At 45.6% G+C, this 26,204-nt stretch carries 23 protein-coding genes and 1 other annotated feature; of the genes, 1 reads left to right on the top strand and 22 read right to left on the bottom strand.

Features of this window, described 5'->3' with window-relative positions; all coding sequences use genetic code 11:
* Positions 1-109: 109 nt before the first annotated feature.
* The 12 genes from CA598_RS32360 to lspA all read right to left on the bottom strand — a co-directional run bounded on the left by CA598_RS32360 (position 110) and on the right by lspA (position 14,870).
* The gene (locus tag CA598_RS32360; protein ID WP_019909365.1) at positions 110-274 is read right to left on the bottom strand and encodes a hypothetical protein; all 165 of its coding nucleotides are present in this window, start codon (positions 272-274) and stop codon (positions 110-112) included.
* A 112-nt stretch (positions 275-386) separates the two neighbouring features.
* Complete coding sequence (locus CA598_RS20355; RefSeq protein ID WP_094877678.1) at positions 387-1,874, bottom strand: ABC transporter substrate-binding protein; 1,488 nt, start codon at positions 1,872-1,874, stop codon at positions 387-389.
* A gap of 556 nt (positions 1,875-2,430) precedes the next feature.
* Positions 2,431-3,069 carry an orotate phosphoribosyltransferase gene (gene pyrE, locus CA598_RS20350; RefSeq protein WP_094877677.1) on the bottom strand — a complete coding sequence of 213 codons (639 nt, stop codon included), beginning with the start codon at positions 3,067-3,069 and terminating at the stop codon, positions 2,431-2,433.
* Positions 3,066-3,812 carry an orotidine-5'-phosphate decarboxylase gene (pyrF, locus tag CA598_RS20345; RefSeq protein ID WP_094873047.1) on the bottom strand — a complete coding sequence of 249 codons (747 nt, stop codon included), beginning with the start codon at positions 3,810-3,812 and terminating at the stop codon, positions 3,066-3,068. The genes pyrE and pyrF overlap by 4 nt, the downstream gene beginning before the upstream one ends.
* Before the next feature lie 110 nt (positions 3,813-3,922).
* Positions 3,923-7,150 carry a carbamoyl-phosphate synthase large subunit gene (gene carB / locus CA598_RS20340; protein WP_094873049.1) on the bottom strand — a complete coding sequence of 1,076 codons (3,228 nt, stop codon included), beginning with the start codon at positions 7,148-7,150 and terminating at the stop codon, positions 3,923-3,925.
* 1 nt (position 7,151) lies between these two features.
* Positions 7,152-8,330, bottom strand: a complete 1,179-nt coding sequence (gene carA / locus CA598_RS20335; RefSeq protein WP_094873050.1) for a glutamine-hydrolyzing carbamoyl-phosphate synthase small subunit — start codon at positions 8,328-8,330, stop codon at positions 7,152-7,154.
* Between the two features lie 117 nt (positions 8,331-8,447).
* Positions 8,448-9,731 (bottom strand): dihydroorotase, encoded by a 1,284-nt coding sequence (locus CA598_RS20330; protein ID WP_179281705.1) that lies wholly within the window; start codon positions 9,729-9,731, stop codon positions 8,448-8,450.
* A 110-nt stretch (positions 9,732-9,841) separates the two neighbouring features.
* Complete coding sequence (locus tag CA598_RS20325; RefSeq protein WP_094873052.1) at positions 9,842-10,747, bottom strand: aspartate carbamoyltransferase catalytic subunit; 906 nt, start codon at positions 10,745-10,747, stop codon at positions 9,842-9,844.
* Positions 10,748-10,751: 4 nt separating this feature from the next.
* Positions 10,752-11,315: a bifunctional pyr operon transcriptional regulator/uracil phosphoribosyltransferase PyrR gene (pyrR, locus tag CA598_RS20320; RefSeq protein WP_042130202.1), complete on the bottom strand. Its 564-nt coding sequence runs from the start codon at positions 11,313-11,315 to the stop codon at positions 10,752-10,754.
* Positions 11,316-11,933: 618 nt separating this feature from the next.
* Positions 11,934-13,187: an LL-diaminopimelate aminotransferase gene (locus CA598_RS20315; RefSeq protein ID WP_094877676.1), complete on the bottom strand. Its 1,254-nt coding sequence runs from the start codon at positions 13,185-13,187 to the stop codon at positions 11,934-11,936.
* Positions 13,188-13,393: 206 nt separating this feature from the next.
* Positions 13,394-14,365, bottom strand: coding sequence for an RluA family pseudouridine synthase (locus CA598_RS20310; RefSeq protein WP_094873055.1), 972 nt, complete (start codon positions 14,363-14,365; stop codon positions 13,394-13,396).
* Positions 14,358-14,870: a signal peptidase II gene (gene lspA, locus CA598_RS20305; RefSeq protein ID WP_094873056.1), complete on the bottom strand. Its 513-nt coding sequence runs from the start codon at positions 14,868-14,870 to the stop codon at positions 14,358-14,360. The genes CA598_RS20310 and lspA overlap by 8 nt, the downstream gene beginning before the upstream one ends.
* 247 nt (positions 14,871-15,117) lie before the next feature.
* Between lspA and CA598_RS20300 the strand changes: the two genes are divergently transcribed.
* The gene (locus CA598_RS20300; protein WP_094877675.1) at positions 15,118-15,843 is read left to right on the top strand and encodes a TraR/DksA C4-type zinc finger protein; all 726 of its coding nucleotides are present in this window, start codon (positions 15,118-15,120) and stop codon (positions 15,841-15,843) included.
* Positions 15,844-16,262: 419 nt separating this feature from the next.
* On the opposite strand, the gene CA598_RS20290 is transcribed toward CA598_RS20300, so the two are convergent.
* From CA598_RS20290 to sigG, 10 genes are all read right to left on the bottom strand, one after another.
* A complete protein-coding gene (locus CA598_RS20290; protein WP_373455841.1) occupies positions 16,263-16,553 on the bottom strand; it encodes a DUF5665 domain-containing protein in 291 nt (96 codons plus the stop codon).
* 335 nt (positions 16,554-16,888) lie between these two features.
* Positions 16,889-19,981, bottom strand: a complete 3,093-nt coding sequence (ileS, locus tag CA598_RS20285; protein ID WP_094877673.1) for an isoleucine--tRNA ligase — start codon at positions 19,979-19,981, stop codon at positions 16,889-16,891.
* 355 nt (positions 19,982-20,336) lie between these two features.
* Positions 20,337-20,611 (bottom strand) — a binding site (T-box leader).
* Between the two features lie 281 nt (positions 20,612-20,892).
* On the bottom strand, positions 20,893-21,405 hold the full coding sequence (locus CA598_RS20280; RefSeq protein ID WP_076299650.1) for a DivIVA domain-containing protein: 513 nt from the start codon (positions 21,403-21,405) through the stop codon (positions 20,893-20,895).
* Positions 21,406-21,633: 228 nt separating this feature from the next.
* Positions 21,634-22,416, bottom strand: coding sequence for a YlmH family RNA-binding protein (locus tag CA598_RS20275; protein WP_094877672.1), 783 nt, complete (start codon positions 22,414-22,416; stop codon positions 21,634-21,636).
* Positions 22,417-22,425: 9 nt separating this feature from the next.
* Positions 22,426-22,665 carry a YggT family protein gene (locus tag CA598_RS20270; protein ID WP_060622150.1) on the bottom strand — a complete coding sequence of 80 codons (240 nt, stop codon included), beginning with the start codon at positions 22,663-22,665 and terminating at the stop codon, positions 22,426-22,428.
* A 34-nt stretch (positions 22,666-22,699) separates the two neighbouring features.
* Complete coding sequence (locus CA598_RS20265; protein ID WP_094873064.1) at positions 22,700-23,143, bottom strand: cell division protein SepF; 444 nt, start codon at positions 23,141-23,143, stop codon at positions 22,700-22,702.
* A gap of 11 nt (positions 23,144-23,154) precedes the next feature.
* A complete protein-coding gene (locus tag CA598_RS20260; protein ID WP_094877671.1) occupies positions 23,155-23,841 on the bottom strand; it encodes a YggS family pyridoxal phosphate-dependent enzyme in 687 nt (228 codons plus the stop codon).
* Between the two features lie 3 nt (positions 23,842-23,844).
* Positions 23,845-24,702 (bottom strand): peptidoglycan editing factor PgeF, encoded by an 858-nt coding sequence (gene pgeF, locus CA598_RS20255; protein ID WP_094877679.1) that lies wholly within the window; start codon positions 24,700-24,702, stop codon positions 23,845-23,847.
* Positions 24,703-24,834: 132 nt separating this feature from the next.
* Entirely contained in the window at positions 24,835-25,179 is a 345-nt protein-coding gene (locus tag CA598_RS20250; protein ID WP_076284758.1) for a YlmC/YmxH family sporulation protein, read from the bottom strand.
* A gap of 164 nt (positions 25,180-25,343) precedes the next feature.
* Positions 25,344-26,126 (bottom strand): RNA polymerase sporulation sigma factor SigG, encoded by a 783-nt coding sequence (gene sigG / locus CA598_RS20245; RefSeq protein WP_036683631.1) that lies wholly within the window; start codon positions 26,124-26,126, stop codon positions 25,344-25,346.
* Between the last annotated feature and the right edge of the window lie 78 nt (positions 26,127-26,204).

Raw genomic sequence — 26,204 nt, 5'->3', positions numbered from 1 at the left:
CGAGCTACCGGGCTGCTCCACCCCGCGTCAGAAAAAATATTCAAACAGCGACAATAAATAATATACAGTACAAATTGGGTCTACGTCAAGGAAGAATTTATAAAAGTTCTCAAGGCAGAAATCTAACTCCGTATCTTCCCTTACGGGAACGATAAATTTCTACAAAACGTGGGTCATGATAACCGTAAATCCAGCCATCTTGTTCCAATCTTTTAGCCAAACAACCTGCTTGAAATCTGGTCCTGAACAGTTTCGCGAAGTATATCCAATTCATGATGCCCTCTTCTCCTTTTCGCAAATTTATGATACACCGCTCTGAACTTATCATGCCCAAGTTCCACAAAATAAGCCACCAGAAAACTGGTGGCTAAGGGCATATTCCATAGTCAATCACCGAGCGAGTCGAAATAGACCGTCGGATCCTTTCCAAGTGTATCCAGCATGGTATTCCCATGCTTCTCCCAAGCTTTGAGTGCATTCTCGACGGTTTTCTTCCCCTGATAAACTTCAATGAATAATTGACGTCCAACATCGCTAATCCGGCTAATCCCAGGCTTCTGCATCTGTAAACTGATCAATAAAGGATCCGTTGCAGGTAAAGGCTTAAGCGTATAAAAAGCTTCCAAATTTGCAGAAGGGGTTTGAGTGGTAATATAATCCTTACGGGAAGTCAGTTCACTCTTGTTATGGGCTTTAATTTTCGCAACCTCATTACTGTTGACGAACTTAATCAAATCCCAAGCATCTTCCTTATTAGTAGCCATAGAATTAATAGCCATCATATTACCAAGCCATGTTCCTATGGCAACATCCGGTTTTTCCAGAAAGGTAGGTACAGTAACCACGCCCCAATTGATGGGACTGTAATTTTTGATCTTAGCAGCATTACGGGCCACTCCCGCCAGTTCATTGAGATAACCATATTCTCCCATGACCATTGCTGCTTTTCCTGTGAGGAACAGATCGCCTTGGATTGGACTGTAGGCATTCCCTTCTGTTCCTGCAAAATCCAACCCATTGAACTCAGGTACAATTTGTTTCTTAACCAACTGGCTGTAAGTAGTCCAAGCCTGATTCCACTGTGTAGTATTTACAGTCATGTGCTGACCCTTATTATCGTACATCGTAAGTTCCAACGGTGCGACATAGCTCTGCATATCCCAAAATGGATCACTTAAGTAACGGTTCATCGAGAACCCGTATATCCGAGTTTCTTTATTAGATGACTTCTTCGTAACCTTATCTGCCAGCGTAAACAATTCATTCCAAGTCATCTTGTCCGTTGGATAGCCCACACCAGCAGCATCAAAGATTCCCTTGTTATAAAAAAGTGCACTAGACGAGAAGATCGGCGCCAACGCAAAAAGACTTCCTCTACCCAGCTCACGAACTCCATTCAGCATTGTAGGCGCCATATTGCTTAAATCATACTGATCACGCGCTATAAGCGGCTCCAGCGATTGGAGAAGATTATGATCCACCAAACTCTTCACTAATGCGCTATCACCGACGATCACATCAACAGGCTTATCCCCGCCCATAATCGCTCGGATATTTTCCAAATTGTCAGAGCTTACGTCTGAGGAGCTGTTATTGTATCGAAGGTCATTCGTATCTATAGCCGGAATAATCTCCAATTTGATTTCTGGATGCTGCAACTCATACATATCCGTAAACTGCTGACGAAAAAACGTATCGTCCTCCCCAGACCATAGACTCCCAATACGCAATACACGCTGCTCCACTGAAGACTTAGAAGGCTCAGCCCAAGCCGTATTCCACCCATCAGAGATTAGTGGTAGTATCAGCGCAGCGCATACCCCAAAACATAACCAGCGGCGCCACAGCCGTTTATTGTTGTTTATATGATTCATTATTATTTCCTCCCATAAAATACTTGATTCTTCTACATCGAATGGATAAATAATCCATATTTCTAGTAACAGTATAATGCTTTAATCAAGAAGGGAAGTTACAGGACGTTTAAAGTTATACTACGATTTCTTCATATTATTCTCATAAAAATGTTACTAGGAGCTTTTGCAGATACTTATCTCAACTTTACCACTCCTTACTACCTTTCCTATGAGCGAACATTCCTACCCTTTACGACTGGATAATTGCACTTTCTGCAGCTATTAGAGCCAAGTTTATTTTATTTCTCTTTTTAATTGCACTCTGTACAGTTAAAAACCGTTACTAGAAGGTTTCGGCGGATACTAGGCTGATTATAATTGCACAAAGTGCAACTATAGTGCCAATTCCTCTAAGAAAAGTTAGTTTAAATGTACGAAATACAACTATTCGTGTCTTGGATGGCAGTTGAGTATGTTGTGTCTCTCTTTTTAATCCCACTCTATGCAATAAAGAAATAAAAGCCCCTCACTGAAAAGTGAGAGGCTCGCCCAAACCAGGCTCATTTATTTAAGCTTAAACACCAAATGATGACGGATCTTTTCTCCAAGACTTCAGTGCTTCTACGTCCGTCAATTCAATTTTGCCTTGTGCAAGAGCCACATCAATCAATGTGCTGTAGTTGGACAAGCTTTGTAATGGCATTTCAGCTGCAGCAAAAGCATTCACTGCACGGTCCAGCTCATAGCTGAAGATTGCGAGTACAGCCAGCACTTCTGCGCCAGCTTCTTGCACGGCCTGAGCCGCTTTGATGGAGCTTCCACCTGTGGAGATCAAATCTTCAATAACAACAACCTTTTGTCCCGGCTTAATCAGACCTTCAATCTGATTCTGCTTGCCGTGGCCTTTAGCTTTATCACGGATATAAGCCATAGGCAGATTGAGCTTATCTGCTACCCAAGCCGCGTGTGGAATACCCGCGGTTGCTGTACCTGCAATCACTTCAGCGTCCGGATACTCGCTCTTAATAAGCTGGGCGAAAGCATCTGCGATATAGTTACGAACTTCCGGGTAAGCCATAGTCAGACGGTTGTCGCAATAGATCGGCGATTTGATACCAGAGGTCCATGTAAAAGGCTCCTGGGGACGCAGTGCTACTGCTCCAATCTCCAGCAGATAACTTGCTACTTGTTCACTTCTATTTAATGAGCTCATGCTAGGGTCATCTCCTCAATAATGTTTAGTGCTGCTTGACGTGGATCTGGTGAAGCTGTAATCGGCCGTCCTACTACAAGGTAGTGACTACCCTGACGAATGGCTTTTCCAGGTGTCATAACCCGGGACTGATCGTCCAAGGAAGCACCTGCTGGCCGGATACCCGGTGTAACCGTGCAAAATGCCGGGCCGCAAGCTTCTGCGATAGCTGCAGACTCTTGTGGCGATGCTACTACGCCATCTAGACCCGCATCGGCAGCCAGCTTGGCGTATCTTACCACAGTAGCTGCTACCTCTCCAGCGATCCCAATTTCGTTATTCATCACTTCTTGACTCGTACTGGTTAGCTGGGTAACTGCAATAATCAAAGGCATCTTCAGGGCTGCATTAGTACTAACTGCTGAAGCCGCTCCTTCGCGCGCTGCCGCCATCATAGCTGTTCCCCCTGCCGCATGTACGTTAAACATATCAGCGCCAAGATTCGTAAGACTTTGAGCGCCACCTTTTACCGTGTTAGGGATATCATGCATCTTCACGTCAACGAACACAGAGTAGCCACGAGATTTCAGCTCTTGAATAAAGTCTGGTCCTGCCGCATAGAACAGCTGCATACCTACCTTCATGTAGCAAGGAATTCCTTCCAGCTTATCGATTAAGGCTCTTGCTCCAGTCACATCAGGATAATCCAAAGCGATCATCAGACGATTCGCCATTGCTTTCCACTCTACTTCTTCAACTCCCATAACCATGCTCCTATCCAGTGCAGACTACATCCACACTGTTTATTTATTTGACCCTAGGCATAGCGGAACGGTCTGCGTAAACGCAAACCGCCCTATGCATCTTTATGAGATTAGTTCAATTGTCCTACAAAAGCAGGCATGGACTGTGACGAGAAGTTAATCGTCTGCAGCATTCTGAGAAGTGCCGCCACTGTATCCAGTGAAGTCATACATACGACGCCATTCTCAACCGCTTCGCGGCGGATACGGAATCCGTCACGTTCTGGCGTTTTACCTTTAGTCAGGGTATTAAAGACGAAGTTTGCTTGCCCACCACGAATCAAGTCGAGAATGTTTGGCGCACCTTCATCCAGCTTATTCACATTCATTACGTTAAGGCCTGCATCTTCAAGTGCTTGTGCCGTGCCTCCAGTAGCAATGATTTTGTAACCCATGGAATGGAAGCCCTTCATAAGTTCTACAGCTTCTGCTTTATCTTTATCTGCCACCGTAACAATGATAGCGCCTGTAGCTGGAATTTTCATTCCTGCTCCTACCAGACCTTTGTATAAAGCTTTTGCGTACAATTTATCACGGCCCATAACTTCACCAGTTGATTTCATTTCAGGTCCAAGCGTAGGTTCTACTCTGCGCAGTTTGGCAAAAGAGAACACTGGTACTTTAACCGATACATAATCGCTTTCCGGCCACAAACCTTCTGTATAACCGTCATCCTTCAGCTTGCTGCCGAGAATGATTTTGGTTGCCAAATGCGCCATTGGAATTCCAGTCACTTTACTCAGGAAAGGAACTGTACGCGAGGAGCGTGGATTTACTTCGATTACGTATACTTCGTTCTGATAGATAACAAACTGGATGTTGACCAGTCCAATCGTCTTCAGTTCCTTAGCGATCTTGATAGTGATTTCAGCGATTTTTGCTTTTAGACCTTCATCCAGATATTGCGGAGGATATACAGCGATAGAGTCACCGGAGTGAACACCTGCGCGCTCAACATGCTCCATGATGCCCGGAATAACTACCGTCTCACCGTCACAAATCGCATCTACCTCAACCTCTTTACCTAACATGTAACGGTCAATCAATACCGGATGCTCTGGATTCACTTTAACCGCTTCTACCATGTAGCTAAGCAGTTCAGTATCGTTATATACAATTTCCATTGCGCGTCCGCCTAGTACATAGGAAGGACGAACCAGTACCGGATATCCAAGGGATTGTGCGGTTTCTACGGCTTGATCCACATCGGTAACTGTCTTACCTTTTGGTTGAGCGATATCAAGACGACCCAGCAAAGCTTCGAATTTCTTACGGTTCTCAGCTTCATCAATGCTATCGAGGCTAGTTCCGAGAATCTTCACACCAGCAGCACTTAGGGGTGCCGCAAGGTTAATCGCGGTCTGACCACCGAATTGAACGATAACCCCAATCGGATTCTCTTGTGCGATTACGTTCATAACATCTTCAAAGAATAGAGGTTCAAAATACAACCGGTCCGAAGTATTGAAGTCTGTAGATACAGTCTCAGGGTTATTATTGATGATAACCGCTTCGTATCCAGCCTTTTGAATCGCCCATACCGCATGCACTGTGGAATAATCGAACTCAATTCCCTGACCGATCCGAATTGGACCAGATCCCAGCACGATAACTTTTTGCTTATCAGAATGAATGACCTCATTCTCAGTCTCATAAGTCGAGTAATAGTAAGGTGTAGAAGCTTCAAACTCAGCCGCACAGGTATCTACCATCTTGAACACAGGTGTTAATCCTTGCTCCAAACGTAGCGCGCGCACATCTGCTTCTTTAGTATACTTGCCGTCCGCTTGTCCTTCTGCACGAATCTCAGCAATCGCACGGTCTGTAAAGCCTTTGCGTTTCGCTTGGTATAGCGTTTCCGCTGACAAGGTTTCTTCTCCGCGAATCACATCTTCAAAGTTAATCAAACCTTCAATTTTGGAGAGGAACCACCAGTCCACGTTCGTAATATCCTGAATTTCTTGCAGCTCATAGCCACGACGGAAAGCTTCAGCAACCAGGAACAGACGCTCGTCATCAGGCTTCGCAAGACGTTCACGCAGCACATTCTCTTCCAATGCTTCTGCACCTGGCAGACGGAAACGATGAACACCAATCTCCAAGGAACGAATTGCTTTATGAATGGACTCTTCAAAAGTACGGCCGATTGCCATTACTTCACCAGTTGCCTTCATCTGCGTACCAAGCTTACGGTTCGCATGAATGAACTTATCGAAAGGCCAACGTGGAATTTTACTTACGATATAGTCAAGTGTAGGTTCGAAGCATGCATAAGTCTGTCCGGTAACCGGATTGACGATTTCATCCAGCGTGTAGCCCATTGCGATTTTAGCAGCCATTTTGGCAATTGGATATCCAGTTGCTTTGGAAGCCAAAGCCGAGGAACGGCTGACACGCGGGTTTACTTCGATTACATAGTACTGATAACTTTGTGGATCAAGTGCGAATTGTACGTTACATCCACCCTCAATATTCAGGGCCCGAATGATTTTGAGCGAAGCTGTACGCAGCATTTGGTATTCGCGATCTGACAGCGTTTGGCTAGGTGCCACAACAATACTGTCACCTGTATGTACGCCTACAGGATCAAAGTTTTCCATATTGCAGACAACGATACAGTTGTCATTAGCATCCCGCATAACCTCGTATTCAACTTCCTTCATGCCGGCAATACTTTTCTCCACTAGACATTGTCCGATCGGGCTATAACGAATACCTGCTTTGACGGTTTCACGCAGTTCTTCTGCGTTATCGCAGATCCCGCCGCCTGTGCCGCCAAGTGTATAAGCTGGACGTACAATCAGAGGAAAACCAATCTCTTCAGCGAAATTCATTGCTTCATCTACAGTAGTGATAATGGTGCTATCCGGTACAGGTTGTTCCAATTCACGCATTAGGTCACGGAACAAATCGCGATCCTCTGCTTTCTCAATGGAATCAAGCTGTGTACCGAGAAGCTTAACATTCTCTTGCTCAAGTACACCTGCACGAGCCAATTCTACAGCCATATTTAGGCCGGTTTGGCCACCTAGCGTTGGAAGCAATCCATCGGGACGCTCTTGGCGAATAATCGCAGTTACGAATTCAAGCGTAATAGGCTCGATGTACACTTTATCAGCAATATTTGTATCAGTCATAATTGTTGCTGGATTGCTGTTAATCAGTACGACTTCCACGCCTTCTTCTTTAAGGGCTTGGCAAGCCTGAGTTCCTGCGTAGTCAAACTCCGCTGCTTGACCGATGACGATCGGTCCGGAACCGATCACTAGTATTTTTTTAAGCTTATCGTTCTTTGGCATGTTATAGAGCTCCTTTCACGGCTTCAAGCTGTAAGTTAGTTTTTGGCGCCGTGATTCTGGCGTTTGCCGCAAGTTGTGCCTGACGTGAAATAACAGGTGTCTTTGCTTTATGATCTGCAATCAATTGAAGGAAGCGATCGAATAAGTAGCTGCTGTCATGTGGTCCTGGCGCTGCTTCTGGATGATATTGCACCGAAAATGCAGGGTAACGAGTATGTTTAATTCCTTCAACCGTCTTATCATTATTATTAATGTGAGTAACTTCTAGTTCAGTGTTCTTCACAGATTCCTCATTTACGGTATAACCATGGTTCTGAGAAGTGATGAAGCAGCGTCCGCTTTCCAGTTCCTTCACAGGGTGATTGCCACCGCGGTGACCGAATTTCAGCTTCTCTGTGTCCGCTCCACAAGCCAGTGCAAACAACTGATGACCTAAGCAGATGCCGAAGATCGGATATTCGCCAAGCAATTCAGAAATGGTCTTAACAGCGTGAGGCACATCTTTCGGGTCCCCAGGGCCATTGGACAGCAGGATACCATCCGGGTTCAGGCGGCGAACTTCTTCCGCTTTTACATCATGTGGCACTACAACAACATCACAACCACGTTCGTTAAGCTCACGCAGGATACCGGCCTTCGCACCGTAATCCACAAGTACAATTCTTTCTTTGTTGCCTGGGCTGCTGTACGAACTTGCAGTTGATGTACGAGCTACCTGATTGCGCAATTCCTCAATCGTAGTATTTCCCATCATTTCCATCAGTTCCTCTACACGTTTGTTAGAGGTAGTTAGGATGGCTTTCATTGTTCCGTAGTGGCGAATAATCCGAGTCAACATCCGAGTATCAATCTCGCTGATCCCTGGAATATCGTATTCCTTTAGCAGATCGTCCACACTATATTCAGCACGCCAGTTACTAGGTACTTCTTCATGACGACGCACTACAAAGCCGTGTACGAAAGGTCGAACAGATTCAAAATCATCCCGAGTAATCCCGTAGTTCCCGATCAATGGGTAAGTCATTGTAACGATTTGTCCGCAATATGAAGGGTCAGACAGCACCTCTTGATATCCTGTAATTCCTGTATTAAAAACAACCTCGCCTGTCTTTTCGCCCTCAGCGCCAAATGCGGTACCTGTAAATAAAGTTCCGTCTTGCAGCAGCAATCTCGCCTGCATTCCATTCCACTCCTTCTTGTTTCTGTAGTCTAATGCTTATGCCTTACAAGCCTTCCGGAGTGAACGTGTACACAATCACTGCTCCGTAAAGATCAGCAACTCCGCCCCACCAGTCCGCTAGTTTTTCTCAGTCCATACGGCTTTGCCGTCTACCCATGTCATTACTGGCCAGCCCTTAAGCTTCCAGCCACCAAAAGGAGTATTCCGTCCTTTACTTGCGAAAGATCCTGGGTCTACTTCTTTCTCCTGCTCCAAATCAATCAGTGTCAAATCTGCAGGAGCTCCGATATCCATCACACCGGTGTTCAGTCTGAATACCCGTGCAGGATCAGCTGTCATTCTTTGTACCAGTAAGGATAAATCCCATTTCCCCGTTGCTACAAACGCTGTGTATAGTAGTGGGAAGGCTGTTTCGAATCCAACGATACCAAAAGGTGCAAGCTGCATGCCTTTAGCCTTCTCTTCTTCACTATGCGGCGCATGGTCAGTAACAATCATATCTAGTGTGCCGTCTAGCAAACCTTCGATACATGCCTCAACATCGCGGCGGGAGCGAAGCGGCGGGTTCATTTTCCAATTGGCATCAAGGCCTGGAATATCTTCTTCAGACAGCAGCAAGTGATGCGGACACACCTCAGCAGTCACTTTAATGCCGATTTCTTTCGCTTGGCGTATCAGGCGTACCGATTGTTCAGTACTTACATGGCATACATGGTAATGAACGCCTGTTGCTTCAGCCAGCAAAATATCGCGTCCAACATGGATCGCTTCCGACTCATTTGGAATTCCTTTCAGGCCATGCTTTCTTGCGAACTCACCCTCGGCTACACAGCAGCCTTCAACCAGTGAATTATCCTCACAGTGAGCAATGACTGGCATATCCAATGCTGCGGCGATGTTCATAGCATCTTTCATCATTTGAGCACTTTGCACGCCCACGCCGTCGTCGGTATAACCAATCGCTCCCGCTTCTTTAAGCGCTGCAAAATCAGTCAGCTCACGTCCAAGCTCATTTTTCGTAATGGCTGCATAAGGAAGTACTTTTACGAGTCCTGCTTCACGCGCTTTGTCTTTCACAAATTGTACGATTTCCGGGGTATCTGTTACTGGACGGGTATTAGGCATACAAGCGATGGTTGTAAATCCGCCTTTGGCAGCCGAACGACTTCCGGTTTCCACGGTTTCCTTGTGTTCAAATCCCGGTTCGCGTAAGTGCACATGCATATCAATGAGTCCTGGAATGAGCAGTTTGCCTTCAGCATCAATGATCTCTCCAGCTTCTGGAGCAGCTTCATTTCCATCGATGAAGGCCGAGATAACACCTTCTTCAAGTACAATATGTTTCCGCTCTAACAAGCCTTCCTTATTCAATACGCTGGCGTTTCTAATAATCACTGTCATGATTCTACCTTTACCCACAGTTCCCGGCTGTGAGCCCTCTCATTATTATATAATAAAAATTCATGTTTGTGTATATTTATTAGTCCTTATTCATCATCATTCTTTGATCTTTATAGTAAAGCTCTTTCGAGAACCGCCATCCGAACCGGAACTCCATTAGACATTTGCGGGAAAATCCTTGATTGACTGCACTCTACAACTGCATCATCAATCTCGACATTCCGGTTAACCGGAGCTGGGTGCATAATGATTGTATCTTTTGCGAGCTTAGCTGCGCGTTCTTCCGTTAAACCGTACTGTCTGCGGTAATCTTCCGCGGAAAGTATGATGCCAGAAGAATGGCGTTCCAGCTGCACACGAAGCATCATGACTACGTCTGCTTTAAGAGCTTCCTCTATGGTTACATAAGGTGCGTATTCCATAAGCTCAGGAGCCTTCATATTCTCCGGTGCGCAGAATTGCACTTTAGCTCCTAGCTTTGTAAGTCCCCATAGATTGGAACGTGCTACCCGGCTATGCATGATGTCCCCGATAATTGAAACCGTGAGGCCCTTTAAATCTCCAAACGTTTTGGTCATGGTGTAAAGATCAAGCAGCGCTTGTGTTGGATGTTCATTGTTGCCGTCACCCGCGTTAATAAGCGGTATGGACACCTTCTCAGCTAACTGCTGCAGCACACCTGCAGGCTTCAAACGCACAACTCCGGCATCGATCCCCATCGATTCCAGTGTGCGTACTGTATCGTAGATCGACTCCCCTTTTTCTACACTAGAAGCTGCAGCCGTAAAATTCAGTACTTGTGCACCCAGTCGTTTCTCTGCCATTTCAAAGGAGAAACGTGTGCGTGTGCTGTTCTCAAAGAACATGTTAGAAATAAAATGCGAGTTCAAAATGGGGGTTAGCTTTGCACTTTGATTGTCCCAATAAGCTGTTCTGTCCAGCAACCCAGTGATTTCCGACCGATCAAGCTCTTTTATTCCCAGCAGACTACGTTCCTTTACCTTTGTAAGTGTCATGATGTTATCGTTCCTCCCGGTTTGAAATAATGTAGACCTCGTCTTTGCCGTCGTATTCCTTCAGCGCCACTTCAATCTGCTCATGCTTTGAGGTAGGTACATTCTTACCGATGTAGTCTGGTCTGATCGGCAGCTCGCGGTGTCCACGGTCGGCAAGTACTGCCAGTTGAATCATTCGGGGGCGTCCACAATCCATCAAAGCGTCCATCGCTGCGCGGATGGTGCGTCCGGTGTAAAGCACATCGTCGAACAAAATGACCTTCTTATCATGGATGCCATCACTGCCGGAAGTAATAATGACGTTACTCTTCACTACCGCTTCACTGCCTCCTACTTCGCGGTCATCCCGATAATGCGTGATGTCGAGCTCGCCGTAAGGAATCTCGACGCCTTCAATTTCCTTGATCCGCTCAGCGATGCGCTGTGCCAGGTATACGCCTCGTGTCCGGATACCGACCAGCAGACAATTCTCAATCCCTTTGTTCTTCTCCAAAATCTCATGAGCAATACGCGATAATGCCCGGCGGATAGCCGTTTCGTCCATAATTACATTTTTCTCAGTAACCATAATCTTGTCACCCTCCACTTGTTTCGCCTGTTCAAGTTCCTGGAAATCAAAAAACTCCTTGCCTATAACAGGCAAGGAGTGAAATCCGCAGATGAAGAAGATGGTGGCCGCGCGCATAAAAAGACAGTCCGGTGTATACACACGGATACCTTTCTAAGAGTCGCGAACCTCGATTCACGTTACCTTGCCAGCCTCACAGGACTGAATTAAAGGCGCTATTCATTTAATGAGAATTATGACAGAACAAACACGGCATGTCAACTTTATCTGCCTAAACTACAACACTTTCCAAGGCTGCTTCTATTAACAACAAAAGGAAGGCGGTATTATAGGGAAAACCTCCCTATAATTAGGCAACAATAGTCATTATGATCAGGTTATGCGGAATTCCTCCCTATAAATTGAAGTATTTCCTTGAATACAACCAAATATGCTGAAATAGAGGGGGAAATTCCCAATAATCTAGCGGATTGAAGCTAAAACACAAAATTAGAGGGAAGAATTCCCTATCTTACAGTAGCTCTATTCTACAGTAGTCTAATCCACAGTAGACTAGCCACTATATAAAGAAAAGCCACCCAAGGTTTCCCCTAGGCAGCTTCAATGTCTAACTAATGATTAAAATTCAAACTCCACATCGCTTAAGCGTCTTTGGATCTCAGAGATGACACGTCTTTCTTCCTCTTCCCCTTTAGCAATGAAGGTAACAGAGAAACGTACAAATGGACCTGCATCATCCCAAGGCACGGTAGAGATTAGCTTCTCACGGATCAGGAATTGCGAGAAATCCTCACCGGATTCGAAACGGCGGCCACCCTTGACACCCTTCGGTGCAGCCACATAAAGGAAGAAGGAACCCTTTGGTTTCTCAGCTTGGAAGCCGAGGCTGTTCAGTGCATCCACCAACAGGTTGTGACGACGAGAATACTTGGCAGCAATTGCTTCTGTAATCTCTGGATGCGCAAGGCCGTAAGCAGCAGCTTTTTGAATCGCGATAAATTGACCAGAATCGTTATTGTCCTTCACATCACTGAAGGCTTTTACCACTAAAGGATTTCCGGCAACAAAGCCGATTCTCCAGCCCGTCATATTGTAGGACTTGGACAAGGAATGCAGTTCCACCCCTACGTCCTTGGCACCTGGCACAGAGAGGAAGCTAAGTGGCTTCAAACCGTCATAGGTCAAGGCAGCATATGGTGCGTCATGAATTACGACTACATCATATTTTTTAGCCCATGCAACGACCTCAGCAAAAAACTCAGGCGTCGCACTAGCGCCCGTCGGATTGTTTGGATAGTTCAAGTAAAGAAGCTTAGCTTTATGAGCAACCTCTTCCGGAATTTCGTTCAAATCTGGAAGGAATTTATTCTCCTTCTTCAGCTCTACCGTAAACACTTGTCCACCCAAGTATTTAGTATGTGTACCCAGCACTGGATAACCCGGCACCGTCATGATCGTAATATCCCCAGGATTGATGAAGCAAGAAGGCAACATCGCCAGCGCAGGCTTTGATCCGATAGAATGGACTACCTCCGTAACGGGATCAATGCCTTCAACACGGAATACTTCCCGCAAATAATCAGCTGCAGCTGTCTTAAACTCAGCAATTCCATTGTCCGCATAACCACGATTTTCTTCCTTAGCTGCTTCTTCCGCCAGCTTAGCCACGATACCTGCATCAGCCATCTCGTCTGGCTCTCCTACGCCCATATCGATCAATTCAATATCAGGAAAATCCTGTTTTGCGGATGCTTTCGCACGTTTGATCTTCTCAAATTTATAAATCGAAGTGTCCTTGCCGTAGTTCGCACCGCCGATGCGGTCTGCAAAATTAGTCTGAATGAAGCTGTCTTGGTATTGTTCAATACTCATACTTTCATCTCATCTCCTGGCTATCTATTCTCATTTTAGAAGAAACGGCTTCGCCGTCCCTTGGATGGCTTATGTTTCTAGAGATCCGTTTCAGTTATAAAAATAAGGATAAAGAATAAGGCATAACCTTCTCTTTATCCTTATGTTATTAAATATGATGGAAAGCAGAGTTCAATTCCATAGACTAATTATCACTTCATTTGTACTTATCTGCTGCGCAATGTGAACAGAACCTCTTCCATGTCTTCCGGAATAGGTCTGCTGAATTCTTTATATTCACCTGATGTAGGATGAATAAATCCAAGCACCGCTGCATGTAACGCCTGTCCATTCATAGCTGTTCCTTTGCTGCGTCCATAAACCGGATCACCTACAAGCGGATGACCAATGAATTTCATATGCACCCTGATCTGATGCGTGCGGCCAGTCTCCAGTTGCAGCTCCAGTAGAGTACATTCACCAAAGCGCTCCATCACCGTAAAATGGGTCACAGATTTCTTACTGTTCTTTTCCGTGACAGTGTATAGCTTGCGATCATGTGGATCTCTACCGATCGGTGCATCAACCGTACCTTTGTCATGCGACAAGTTGCCGTGTACAACAGCTATATAGCGGCGTGTTACACTGTGCTCTTTAAGCTGTGCTGCGAGCGACGCGTGACTGGCATCATTTTTAGCCACCATAATAAGACCAGAGGTATCCTTATCAATACGATGTACAATACCTGGACGAATCTCACCATTAATACCGGATAGATCCTTACAATGATACATCAGTGCATTTACCAAGGTGCCAGACGGATGCCCGGCAGCCGGATGCACAACCATACCACGCGGTTTATTAATCACAATGACATCACTGTCCTCGTAGACAACATCAAGGGGGATATTCTCCGGAATCAAATCGGTCACTTCTGCTTCAGGAACGATGATGGAAACTACATCGCCTTCTGAGAGCTTATAATTAGCTTTCACGGGTGCTCCATTAACCGTAACATGGCCACCACTGATCCACAGCTGCACCTGAGAACGTGAAACATCCTCTTCCCAAGATTCCGTAATATATTTATCGATACGCTCCTTCGCGTTCTCCGCCGAAACAGTCCACTCCGTGACGTCCCTCTCTTCTTCGCTCGTAGTTGCCGCTTGGTGATTGACGTCTTTATTCAAATCATTCATTCCCTTCCCTTACTTCCTTTGCTTCTTTTACTTCTTTAATTTCCGTAATTTCTTCACCGTTCTTAAGATCGCGGAAGGAGTCCAAAAGAATTAAACCAACCCCAATGACGATACACGAATCTGCAACGTTAAAAATCGGGAAGCTATAGCTTCCAAAATTAAACAGAAGGAAATCAACAACCTCACCACTAATCATCCGGTCGAGGAAGTTACCTATCGCTCCACCCAGAACAAGTCCAAGGGCAACCGACAGCATCTTCCGCGAATGTCTAGTTTTGTTCAAGTACCAAACGATACCTGCAACCACTACAACCGTAACTAAAAAGAAGAACCATTGCTGACCTTGTAGGATCCCAAAAGCAGCTCCGCGATTACGATGTGAGGTAATTAGGAAAAAATTCCCGATGACCGGAATCTGTTCCCCGAGCTCCAGACGTGTGGCAATGAGATACTTCGTTCCCTGATCCACCAAAAATACAATAAGAGCAATCAAATAGTACACCACAGAAGTTGTCACTCCGTTCTTATTTTTCCCGCCAAATGCGGTACAAATACTGTTATAAGACTTGTATATTGTAGCACAGCCCTTAGAAGATCGTCTATTGCGTGACACCTCTCGGGCGCTTAATCTTGGGGACTATTTTCCATCGCTAAAATAACGCCTCTCAGGTCAACCTAACAAAGAACCATCCGGTGCAAATTGGTTAGTCGGAAGGATTCTTAGAAAAAGTACAGAAAGGAGCTTACTCATCATGACGCACCTGACAGTACAGCAGCTCTCAGAGCTGCGCGCCCGATTAGAAAAAGACCGTGATACTATTCAGCACAGGCTTCAGAATAATGAAAATTACGGCTTACAGGAATCCATGCGGGATGGCACCGGAGAACTTTCCGAGAATGACAACCATCCAGGAGATGCAGCCACCGATTTGTATAACCGCTCCATGGATATTTCACTGCTAGAGCGGGACGAGCATGAGTTAGATGATATTGAAGCTGCGCTCACCGCCATGGATGACGGCACCTATGGGATATGTAAGGCTAGCGGTCAACCGATCCCTTTTGAGCGTCTATCCGCCATTCCCTCCACACTTTATTCTAAAGAGCACGCCCCACGTCAAAATGCACCCTTTACTCGGCCCATTGAAGAAGAATTTTTATCTCCTCCATTTGGGCGAACTAGTCTCGATGAACGAGAGGATCAAAATGGCTTTGATGGTGAGGATGCCTGGCAGATTGTAGAAAGCTATGGCAGCTCCAATTCCCCCGCTATGGCGGAGGGCAATAATATTGACTCCTATAATGATATGGAAATTGAAGCGGATGAGCTGGAAGGCTGTGTGGAGCCTTGGGAGAACTTTATCGCTACCGATATTACAGGTAATCATTTAATGGTAGTGCCGGGACGTAGCTACGAGCGTTATAAGGATAGCGACGAGGGAAGTTTCATGCTTGATCCACTCGAAGGCGAGGAGTAAAAGCATTGTCGCTACAAGAAAATGAACAGCGCGCGGTTCCAGTATCATGATGGAATGGCCCGCTGTTTTTTTATTTTTTCTGCTCTATGTCATTTTGTTAAGAAAATGTTCAGATTCAGCTGGTAAACTGATCTAACGGATGCAGAAATGGACATACAAGGAGTGTAACGTAAGTGAATCAGGAGTATTTTAAAAATGTACAGAAACTCAGTCATGAAGATGATAGACGATATTTATTATTAATGAGAGGTTTGCGTATCATACACAAGAAAAAAAAGCAGTGCAGCCCTCTCCAAAGATTAAAGAACGAAAGATACGGACTGAGGAGAAACGTAGAAGCCCAAGGCTGGGTAAATACACCTAAGAAAATAGACCGAACCCTAATCACCCTACAACCGGAGTAAAGACCACTTTAAAAGCTATTTGAATTCCAGCTGACGCTGTACAATTCGTACAATATCCGCAATATAATCTCCGATGATCGGCAGATTCAAGGCTCCTAGCCCCTGAAGGACATAAATGATCGTTGCTGCAAAAAAAGTAAAGCCTAGCGCGATCCCAACGCCACGAGCCGTTCCATATAAGATATTTTTCCAAATTAAAGTCCAAGGTGAATGTAACAGCTCTGTATATTGATAAATTCGTGATTTCTCCAATATATTAGCCCATTCAAAGGTTAATCGATACATCGTATTCATTTTTTCTTCCAGTGGAATATCTTCTGGATTACGATGATCTGCTGTTAAACGCTCAGGGTTTTCCTCAGGAATAACCTTTTTCTCCGCTCCCTTATCTGGGCTGTTCTTGTTGTCGGATGTCTTGACGGAGATTCTGTTCTTCTGATCCTCCACAGCCACAGCTCCTCTCATACGTCTATATTCGCCACAAAGTAAACGAGCCCGGTCAAAGAGAATGAATCTCCTTGAGCACGGGGCTCGTTATTTTTGCGGGCGAAATATAAAGACTATATTTCCCGCATAAACAGAAGTTCTCTGTTTACACTTGTGCCGCTAGTATATGCTGTTTTGGGACAGGTAATGCAGATTTACGCTCCAATATGAATACCGATGGATTTACCACCGACATCTACCGATTCAAAAGCATGTTCTCCGCCAAAATCAACCGTAGTTACAAGTACATTGTCTCGCAATACATTCTCAAAGGCTGTAACTGCTGCTTTAAGCTCATCGTCTACATTCAGCGTGAGTGCGATCCGTTTCTCGATCGGCAGATCCAAACGTTTACGGTAATCTTGAACCGCACGAATGATCTCACGAACCCAGCCTTCTTGTTCAAGCTCAGGTGTGATTTCAGTATTGAGCGCAACCGTAATTCCATATCCGGAAGCTGCAGCGAAACCTGCTTTAGCTTCTTTTTCAACGAGTAGCTCATCAGAAGTGATCACCAGCTCTTCTCCCTCTGGTGTCGCAATCGCGATTGAGCCGTCTTGCACCGCTTTGCGGGTGGAGTCACTATCCAAAGCTTTCAGGAAGCCTTGCAGGAAGCCGACGTTTTTACCGTATTTTTTACCCGCAACTTTAAGATTCAGCTTGAGTGTGAAGTCAACAAATCCACTGTCGCTAGTCTCTAGCACGATGTTCTTGATGTTGATCTCGTCTTTAATGATCTCTTCATACTCAGCCAAATGAAAGTCGCGGTTCATCGAAACGATCAGCTCAGACAGCGGTTGACGATTCTTAATGCCTGTTTCGTTACGCACATTACGCGCCAGCTCAACAATTTGTCTCGCACTTTCCATATCCTCTTCCAGCTCTTTATCGATCAAGCTTTCATCAGCAACCGGATAATCTGCTAAATGCACACTTTCTCCGCCGCCAAGGTTCGTGAAGATATCTTCAGACAACATCGGTGTAAATGGAGCCATCAAAGACGCTGTCTTTAAAAGCACATGAGTCAGTGTACGGTAAGCATCCAGCTTATCTTCACCTAGACCACTACCCCAGAAACGGTCACGGGAACGACGGATATACCAGTTGCTCAGCTCATCTATAAAGTTCTCAATACCTTTGGATGTATTCACGAAGTCATTTACTGCAAGTCCTTTGTCTACCAAAAGAATCAAGCTGTTCAGACGGGACAAAATCCAGCGGTCCAGCTTATGTTCCGATACTTTAAAAGGATGATCGGCAGGATCATAACCATCGATGCCTGCATAAAGCGTCAAGAACGCATGCGTATTCACCAGTGTATCTACAACTTTGGATTTGGTTTCCCCTACAAGACCACGAGAGAAACGTTTGTTATTCCACGGTGCACTATCGGACAGAATTGCCCAACGGAAAGCATCCGTGCCGTAATCGTTCATGATATCCCAAGGATCAATAACATTGCCTTTTGATTTGGACATTTTTTGACCATTCTCATCAAGGATATGACCGTGAGCAATAACAGCTTTATATGGAGCTTTACCTTTAAACAAGGTAGATACAGCTAGTAAGCTATAGAACCATCCACGTGTCTGATCGATCCCTTCACAGATCATATCTGCTGGATATTGATCATTCAGCTTATCCTCGTTCTCAAATGGATAATGACTTTGCGCAAATGGCATCGAACCACTATCGAACCAAACATCGATAACCTCCGGTGTGCGAACCATCTCTGCACCTTCGCTGAAAGGACTGCGCAGCTTGATCTTATCTACAAAAGGCTTATGCAGCTCGATATCCTCAGGTACATCGCCAATCGCCATCGCTCTCAGTTCTTCAATGCTGTGTGGAGCGAACTCTTTGCCCGTTTCTTGACATACCCAAACATTAAGCGGTGTGCCCCAGTAACGATTACGGCTGATATTCCAGTCCACCAGTTCATCCAGGAACTTCCCGAAACGGCCTTCACGTACATGCTCAGGATACCAATCTACGCTGTTGTTGTTAGCAATCAGCTGATCTTTGATCGCTGTAGTGTTGATGAACCAGCTGTCTGTTGCGTAGTACAAGAGTGGTGTATCACAACGCCAGCAGAACGGATAGCTGTGCTCGTATTTTTCTTTGCCGTAAAGCAGTCCTTTTTCAGACAAAGCTTTAACGATATCCAAATCGCAATCCTTCACGAAGCGTCCAGCAAAATCAGACACTACATCCGTATACTTACCGGAGTTATCAACCACGTTCACGAAGCTGATGCCGTTCTCGCGGCAAGTCTTGTAGTCATCTTCGCCATGCGCTGGTGCCATGTGAACAATCCCTGTACCACTGGAATCTGTAACGAAGGAAGCACCTACGATGACATTGCTTTTCTCTGCCTTGATGTATCCGAATGGAGGAGCGTAAGTTTTGCCGATAAACTCGGAACCTTTATGTGTAGAAAGGACTGTGTGCTCGCCTTTCATTACTTCCTCCACCAAATTTTTGGCAACAATGTAGATACCATCTTCTTGTTGTACACGTACATAATCCATGTCAGGGTTCATGGCTAACGCCATATGTGCTGGCAGCGTCCATGGTGTAGTCGTCCAAGCTAGTACATAGTCTCCACTGTCATCCAGTTTGAACTTTGCAGTCGCACTGAGATCCTTGACGGTCTTGTAGCCTTGGGCTACTTCATGGGAGCTTAGGGTAGTCTGACAGCTTGGGCAGTAAGGACTAACGCGGTGTCCGCGGTAGAGCAATCCTTTGTCATGCACAGTAGCCAAGATGTTCCACACGCTCTCAATATACGTGTTATCCAAAGTTACGTAAGGATTATCCAGATCCGTCCAGTATCCGATACCCTCAGTAAACTCGCGCCATTGCTTCTCATAACCAAAGACGCTGTCTTTACATTCCTGAATGAATTTTTCTACACCATATTCCTCGATCTCTTGTTTGCCGGAGATGCCAAGCTTCTTTTGTACACCTAGTTCTACTGGCAGACCATGTGTATCCCAGCCGGCTTTACGAACCACGCGGTAGCCTTTCATCGTTTGGTAACGACCGATGAAATCCTTGATTACACGGCCCAGCACGTGCCCGATATGCGGAGCACCATTGGCTGTAGGGGGACCTTCGTAAAATACATAGTTCGGACGTCCTTCACGATTCTCCATGGATTTACGGAACGTATTTTCGTCGCTCCATTTCTTCAGTATGCGGACATCTCTTGCCCGCGCTTTTTCTTTGACATCTACTTTTTGCATGTGATGGTCAATCCTTTCATGGTTTAGTCTGTAAAGCCGTAAGCGGCACGCTTTATCTCAGGCATCCGAGCCGCGATCCCGTAGGGCAGCACTGGCTCGGGGTGCCACATGGAGCGGCGAGTGAAACGCCGGTCTGCTCTAGCAGTGAAGGCCCCGCAGGCTAACCTGCCAGGGGAGCCTAAGAAGGGCCGCTCCTTCAGCCACATGAGTCCGTTCGCTTCCACCACCGTACCTATATGCACGAGGCTTTACATTGCCGGTGTCCAGAGGGCGGCAGCCCTTGGGGTCCCCCTTAGAAAGGGGGATTTAGGGGGATGGCCACCCCGGAACAACAAAATAAGCGTCATCCCACCCCCAAAGGGGCGAGACAACGCTCGCGATACCACCCTAATTCTGCGCATGAGCACATCCTTAAGGGGAATGTATTCAGCACAATCTCAGTCCTGTGCGTAAATCTCATGCACAGGTCCGGTGTAACGTCCGGCAGACGGCTAAGCTTACGCACGATCAACGCTTCAGCTTAACTTCTAGGGGAAGATCTTCCGGCAGGGTTCGAACAATCGGCTCTCAGCAATCGCCGACTCTCTGGAGAACGTTACCTTGTCGTACTTGTCCCGTCATCGAATACATATATACATTATACAGATATGTTCTATTTATAGACTTTTTAAGTCTAAATGTCAACAACCGCTAGCGAAATCCGCAATTAGGAGTATACCAGTGTAGGCTGAATACTTTATTATGATCGATTTTAGCGGAAAATAAAAATAGAGGGAATAACTCCCTCTATTTAGCCGATTTTAGCATGAAATTATAAATTAGAGGGAATTCCCTCTAATCTGATCGAAGACCATTAAGCCCCAGATCTGGCCTAATCACACACCAAATCAGCATTCAATCGTCATAATGCATCAGATACGATGTAGAACATCATCCTTAAAAGTTACGCTCTCGCTTGCCTCACGACTCTCCAAGGCATTCCAGTCATCCTGAGACAACAGCTCAAGCTGTGCTTCCACCAATGTGCGAAAACGAGTGCGATAGATCGAAGCTTGCTTGCGCAATTCTTCAGTCTCAATAGCAACCTTACGGGATTTGGATAACGCTTCGTTAATAATCCGATCCGCGTTCTTTTCCGCTTCCTTGATAATGAGCTGCGATTCCTTCTTGGAGTTGTTCTTCACATCATCCGCCGCTTCCTGAGCGACTAAGATCGTTTTCGATAAACTCTCTTCAATATTCACAAAATGATCTAAACGCTCTTGAATGGACAAAAGCTGATTCTGCAGCTCTTTGTTCTCACGGATGACACTTTCGTAATCCTTAATGACTTGATCCAGAAATTCGTTGACCTCGTCCTCATCATAACCGCGAAGTCTCCGAGAGAACTCCTTGTTATGTATATCGAGCGGTGTTAATGGCATGCTGTGCACCTCCTAGAAATTTCGGACCTTCTAAGTCTCTGAACCAACCCTGCGCAGCAGACAAAGAAGCAAGACTGTACTTCAAGTAAAGGCAGAGGATTATATCAACGCTCCAACTGCCATTCATGGTTCGCCTCTTCTATAAAATATCGGCGTCCTGCTTTAAAAATGTTTGATTCCCTCGAAATAATCAATTTCGACAAGTAAAGCCGGATTCCTGCAAGGGATTCACACAAATTTACCAACCTGAACACGGTATCGGCCCTTTTTCGTCAAACTACCGACCTCTAGAACCTTGAATCGACCAAATCCTTGAATAGATACCATGTCACCATCTTTAAGTCCGCAGGAAGGGTCTTCTTCCACTTTCCAATTTACCCGAACGCGTCCAGCCTTGATGGGAGCAAGAATTTTGCTTCGGCTAAGCCGTGTTACATCTGCGGCAATGCCATCCAATCGTAGGGACGCTACAGTCAAATCCATCATTTCCAGCTTCACCTCACTATTACGCAAGGCAGAAAGTGGCAGTACCTCCGTGCTCACCTGTATTCGATGAACTCCAGTTAAATTCATGGCTAAATAATCTGCAATATCAGCAGCTACTACCACATGACAACCATCGTCCAGAACATGAATATCACCGATTTTGCCACGTTTTACTCCAACACCCAGAATAGAGCCCATGTAGTCCCCATGCTCTAGCGCCAGAAACTTTTGCTCCCCAGAGGTTATCGCAAAAACCTTCAGCTCCATGTCCTCATGTTCCAGATCACGATAATCAGGCGCAATGAGTGCTCGCTTCCGCTCTGCCTCAGGGTGGCCGCCTTCCCATCTGACGATAACATCTGGATGCCGATTGACGAGACTTTGCAGAATAAATCCTTGGCGCGGATCTAGAAATTCGGTCAGTTTCGTCTCATGATATTCTCCAGCATGGGTAACCCATTCCCAAGCCTTGTCCACAAATTGTCTTTCATCGGGATGAAAATGCCCGTAAACTTCTGTCTTCATCACTTCTGCCTAAAAAATTAAGTGCAAAATGGATTTGAGTCCACCTGCCGCAAATTCCAAGACAAGCAGTGCTATGATCGGGGAAATATCAAGCGTACCAAAGAGTGGCGGAATAAACCGACGAAATGGTGTCAAATACGGCTCAACAAGCTTGCTCAGCAGTTCTCCGATAAAGTTCTCACGAACATTTGGTAACCACGACATCAGTACGTAGAAAATAATCATGTAAAAATAAATATTAAACAGCATATCAATAATGTAATCAATTTGGAGCAAAGCTCATTCACCTCATTCTGTTATAGTCTGGATCGTCACCTAGGATTTCTGTAATGGCACCTTGAATTTCAACGGTATCTGGCGTGCACATAAATATATTGCCCCCAATTTTAGAGATTCCTCCCCCAAGGGCATAAACGGTTCCGCTAAGAAAATCAATAATTCTCATTGCCTGATCATTACGGACACGCTGAAGATTAATCACTACCGTCCGGTGAGAACGGAGATGGTCCGCAATTTCCTGTGCCTCATCGTACGAACGCGGCTCATAAAGTACAACTTTTACATTCTTCTGCGAATGGATACTGACAACGTTGCCCCTTTGATTTTTGCGGGTTTCGACAGGGGCTGGCTCATATTCATCCTCATCTTGGGAAATACGCTCCCGCTCCACAATTTCCTCTTCCTCCTGCAAGCCCAAAAAACTCATAAATCGGTTCATAACGCTCATCACGATCCCTCCTAATGGCCTACTAACACCGTACCTAGGCGTACCCAGGTGGCTCCTTCCTGTATCGCCACTTCAAAATCATTCGACATTCCCATGGATAACTCCGTAATCGGCTCAGGTGTCAAAGCAAGTTGATTGAGCTCATCGCGCAGCTCACGAAGTCCGCGAAATACAGGGCGGGTAAGCTCCGGATCACCTTCTAAAGGTGCCATCGTCATTAGTCCAATTACTTTTACACGGTCGAGACTAGCAATTTCACGCAAAAATCCAGGTACCGCCTCAGGCGACAGACCAAATTTCGTATCTTCTCCAGAGATGTTTACTTGAAGTAAGACATTCACTTCTTGATCTGCGGCAATCGCCTTTTTGTGTAATTCTTGCGCCAGGGATATCCGGTCTAAAGAGTGTATATATTGAAACTTGCCAATAACGTCTTTAACCTTATTGGTCTGCAAATGCCCGATAAAATGCCATGTCCCTTGGTCCCCTAAAACCTTCCATTTGTGCTCAGCATCCTGCCAGCGACTCTCGGCAATATGCTCTAGGCCTGCCTCCAATACGGAGGACACCATTTCCAGAGAAACATATTTCGTCACTGCAATTACCTTGACGTCATTTCGATCCCGGCCGCTTGCCGCGCAGGCACGTGCTACACGTTCCTCTACTTCAGCAATTCTCTCCTGCAGTGTTAAAGCCAACTTTCAACTCTCCTTTATTCCGATCCAGCTCGTCATCCTGCCTGTAACCCCATTTTCTTTACGATAAGAAAAGAACAAATCTTGATTACAGCTTGTACACCAAGAAGTACATTCGATATGAGTCGGCAATATTCCTGCTTTAATCATAATGCGTCGATTCATTTCTTTCAAGTTTAGCATGTATTTGTTCTCATCTGTGTCAGATGTTCTGTATAGCCCTACAGAATCGGCTGTTTCTGTCGGCTTGCTCAAATCACCCTCCAATTGACGGACATGCTTCATCACATAATCGTCCACCTCATAACAACAGTCCCCAATGGAGGGTCCGATCGCTGCAATGATATCCTGCGGATGGCTGCTGTAAACGGTCTCCATTTTACTCACCATCGCGGCTGCAATCTGGGCCACAGTTCCCTTCCAGCCAGCATGCGCAAGACCGACGACTCGGTGCACTGGATCATAAAAGTAAAGAGGCACGCAATCCGCATAAAAAGAAGTAAGCAATACACCCGGCACATCTGTAAGCAAGCCATCGGTTGTCTGAAATGCCGAGGCTCTATCCTTTTGGCCCCGACCACGATCGGCTTCCCTTACCACTGCTATTTCTGCTCCATGGGTTTGTTCCCCACAAGTCCAAGCTTCCGGCTTGAAATCAAGAGCTTCCGCAAGCGTCCTACGATTCGTTAAGACATCTTCCGGAGCATCCCCAACATGAAATGCACAATTCAGGCTGTCATAAGGCTTTTTGCTAGCCCCTCCCTGTCTACCTGTAAACCCTGCTGTAATTTCTTTATGCTCCACACACCAAGGCTCCAGATGGAGCAGCATAAGTGTTTCCTTCCCCTGCACAAACGGTTCCATATCCTCACCTCCGCCTAAGTGTACCACATGTAAATACCCCCACAAAATGCCGCTTTAGCTTAAAACCTCAAATTAACAGCTTTTTATGCGATGCACTCCAATTCTTTTATAAAAAACAAAAAACGCACCTAATTAATAAGTGCGCCGTTCGCCTCGGTCCCCTCGTTCCAGATACATCGTTTCTCGTTCATCCTGCCCTTGAGGCATTCTTGATTCTTCAATCTTCACAAGCACTACATCAGACCCGATTTTGACAATATTTCGCCATGGAATAATCAGATCCGTTCCTCCTCCGAACAAACCCATAAACCGTGTGTAGCCGGGAATTACAATGGCATCGATGACACCTCGGCGTAAATCGAGCTCTAAGTCACTGATTTGGCCTAGTCGTTTGCCATCCACAATATTAATAACGTCCTTAGTCTGAAAATCAGAGATTTTCATCTTTTTAGCTGATCCTAAATAATCCTCGTTCATTTCACCACCCCTGTACAATCAGACCTATAGTCCAATATATGTTATGAAAGCTTGGCCACATGCCTGAAATATCCCTGCAAAGTGAGGCTAAGCTTAAACAATAAAAAGAGGAGATCATCCAAAATCCTTATCACGGATTCTGGATATCTCCTCATTCAGACAATTTAAGACTTCACATGTTTTTGCATTTGCTGAATCGCAGATTTCTCTAGACGTGAGACCTGTGCCTGTGAGATACCAATCTCATCTGCGACCTCCATCTGTGTTTTCCCTTCGAAAAACCGCATGGATAAAATTCGTTTCTCCCTTTGACCTAACTTACGCATCGCTTCACGTAAGGCGATTTCTTCGATCCACGACACATCCTTATTCTTATCATCGCTAATCTGGTCCATTACATAAATAGGATCGCCACCGTCATGATAGATCGGTTCGAATAAGGACACTGGATCCTGTATAGCATCAAGGGCAAACACTACATCTTCCTTCGGTACACCAAGTGCTTCAGAGATTTCGAATATCGTCGGTTCCCGCGAATTCTGATTAGTCAGACTATCGCGTACCTGAAGCGCCTTGTAAGCAATGTCTCGGAGTGAACGCGATACTCGAATCGGGTTGTTATCACGCAAGTAACGGCGGATCTCACCAATAATCATCGGAACCGCATATGTGGAGAACTTAACGTTTTGTGATAAATCGAAATTATCGATGGCTTTCATCAGACCGATGCAGCCTACCTGGAACAAATCGTCAACAAATTCCCCCCTATTATTGAACCTCTGGATAACACTTAGAACAAGCCTAAGATTACCATTTACCAATTTCTCTCTGGCGGATCGCTCGCCCTGCTGCTGCAGCGAAGTGAACAGTTGCCGCATTTCCACATTCGTTAGAACAGGCAGCTTAGCAGTATCCACACCGCAAATCTCGACTTTATTACGGGTCATGATGATTTACCTCCCAAGGAGAAACATTACTGTACATTATCTCCCGGGTTGGCCATTTTATTCCTTGCTAATTTCACC

The sequence above is a fragment of the Paenibacillus sp. VTT E-133291 genome (assembly GCF_002264395.1).
Classification (GTDB): Bacteria; Bacillota; Bacilli; order Paenibacillales; family Paenibacillaceae; genus Paenibacillus_AQ; species Paenibacillus_AQ nitricinens.
The sequence above is the reverse complement of the archived record's forward strand: the minus strand, read 5'-3'. Positions and strand labels throughout refer to the sequence as shown.